General features: G+C 45.2%; 2 protein-coding genes. Both read left to right on the top strand.

Going from position 1 to position 2,569, the window contains the following annotated elements; translation table 11 throughout:
• Positions 1-90: 90 nt before the first annotated feature.
• On the top strand, positions 91-897 hold the full coding sequence (locus ACH2DQ_RS12720; RefSeq protein WP_394914686.1) for a TPM domain-containing protein: 807 nt from the start codon (positions 91-93) through the stop codon (positions 895-897).
• 157 nt (positions 898-1,054) lie between these two features.
• On the top strand, positions 1,055-2,569 hold a 1,515-nt coding region (gene yicI, locus ACH2DQ_RS12725; RefSeq protein ID WP_395026968.1), incomplete at its 3' end, for an alpha-xylosidase.

Consider the following 2,569-nt stretch of genomic DNA (forward strand, 5'->3'; position numbering starts at 1 on the left):
AGGCGGAGTATTTCCAGGCAGCAGAGGGAGCACAGCAGGTACCGGAAGTCAATTTTGAAGGACAATAGGATGTATAATGGCAGGTGTCATATGAAAAAAATTAAAAATATTTTTGCATATTGCATGATGGCTGCATTAACGCTGATGCTGGCATATTTGCCGGTAAAAGCAGCTGCCGGTATTCAGGCTCCCACAAGAGAGTTCTATGTTAATGATTTTGCAGGACTTTTGAGTAATGACACGAAACAATATATCATAGCACAGAGCAAATTGCTGAACGACAAGTCAAAAGCCCAGGTGGCAGTGGCTACGATACAAACCCTGGGCGGAAATTCCATCGAGGATTATGCCAATGAGATGTTCCGGGAATATGGAATCGGAGATAAATCACAGAATTCCGGTGTCCTGATTCTTCTGGCTTTACAGGAAAGAGAAGTCAGGATAGAGGTAGGATACGGACTGGAAGGAGCGATTAATGATGCCAAGGCTGGGAGAATTATCCGCAATCTTGGTACTCCTGCTCTAAAAGAAGATAATTGGGATCTGGGAATTAAGACCATGTATACGGGAGTGCTGAAGGAAGTATATGCTGAGTACAATCTTGCTGAGCCCGGGGATCTGGACGATGCGGACATACAGGAAGGATTTGCGGACGAGGACTATGGAGAATCCTCAGGTGGCGGCTCCTGGATCAGCATTGGACTGGTATTATTTTTTCTCGTAATCTTTTTGCGCGGTGGAGGCAGAGGCGGTCGTGGCGGAGGATTCTTCGGTGGTCCATTTGGCGGCGGTTACTTCGGCGGCGGTTCTTTTGGAGGAGGAGGCTCCTTTGGAGGGGGCGGTTCTTTTGGAGGCGGCGGATCATCTGGCGGAGGCGGTGCTTCCGGGAAATTCTGACAATGCATGATATAAAAGCCGTATCATTAATTTGACCGGCTGCCTGTTTTAAAAAAGCCAATTTGCATAAGAAAAATGACAAATAAGCCCATGTAACATCCATCAAAGTTGTTTATAATTTTTACAACAGATAAATGATGGTATAGGAGGAAAACACATGAGGTTTACAGATGGAATATGGGAAGAGGCAAAGGGAATCAGGCAGCATAAAGTACACTCCTTATGGGAGTATAAGATTTCAGATAAGGGGATAGAGGTATTTGTCCCCTGCACTGAAATCCGGGATTTAAATGATACTACATACGGACCGGCGCTGACAGTATGGTTTACTTCTCCCAGAAGGGATGTTATTAAAATTCGGGTGAAGCACTATGACGGCAAGATTGAAAAAGGACCTGAATTTAAGCTGTTCCAGGAGGAGACAGAGCTGGAATTTGATGATACCGAGGAAACCGTTTCTATGACCAGCGGCAAAACTGCGGTCATCATTCAAAAAAAGGGTGAATTTTCTTTCAGCTTTTATTATGAGGGCAAAAAAATCGTATCCAGCAAGGACAGAAGCCTGGCATATGTGACAGATCTGGATTATGAAGCAGACCAGTGGTGTGACTTCAACCATTGCCCGCCCCGTCCCCACTATATGAAGGAAACTTATATGAGAGAACAGCTATCCCTGGGAGTAGGAGAAAATATCTATGGACTGGGGGAAAGATTTACATCACTGGTGAAAAACGGACAAACCATTGAGATATGGAATAAAGACGGCGGCACATTTGGTGATCAGAGCTATAAAAATATTCCGTTCTATCTCTCTAATTATGGTTACGGAGTGCTGGTCAATCATCCGGAACATATCTCATTTGAGGTAGGAACAGAAAATGTGAGAAAAGTACAGTTCAGTGTGGAAGGTGAGACGCTGGAATATATGGTGATCGGAGGCGGTACACCCAAGGGGGTTCTCGGCAATTATACTGCGCTGACAGGCAGAAGTCCCGTTCCTCCGGCATGGTCCTTTGGACTCTGGCTATCTACCAGCTGGACCCCCAGTTATGCCCCTGAAGTTGTACATGGTTTTGTAGAGGAGATGAAGAAAAGGAATATTCCCCTGGGAGTATTTCATTATGACGCAGGCTGGATGAAGCCATTTGAACTCTGCAATTTTAAATGGGACAGCAGATTTGATGATGTGAAGGGCATGCTATCAAAAATTAAAGAAAATGGGGTTAAAATCTGTGTGTGGATTAATCCTTACATAGGACAGCGTTCCCAGTTATACCGGGAAGGAAAAGAGAAGGGGTATTTGCTGATACGCAAAGACGGAAGTATCTGGCAGAGTGATCTGTGGATGCCTGGTCAAACCATTGTAGATTTCACAAATCCTGACGCCTGCCGCTGGTATGCAGGGAAATTAGAGGAACTTCTGGATACCGGGGTTGACTGCCTGAAAACGGATTTTGCGGAAAGAATTCCTACAGAGGTGCAGTGGTTTGACGGATCGGATCCCGATAAAATGCATAACTACTATACTTATCTTTATAATAAGACAGTTTATGAAATGCTGAAGCGTAAAAAAGGTGAGCGGGATGCCTGTGTATTTGCACGTTCAGCAACGGTGGGCACCCAGCAGTTCCCGGTGAACTGGGGCGGAGATAACCTTGCGACTTATGAATCC

This window comes from Robinsoniella sp. (assembly GCF_034124845.1).

Bases quoted from the DNA above. Each gene is read 5' to 3' on its own strand.
- ACH2DQ_RS12720 (WP_394914686.1), top strand. From the start codon at position 91: ATGAAAAAAATTAAAAATATTTTTGCATATTGCATGATGGCTGCATTA.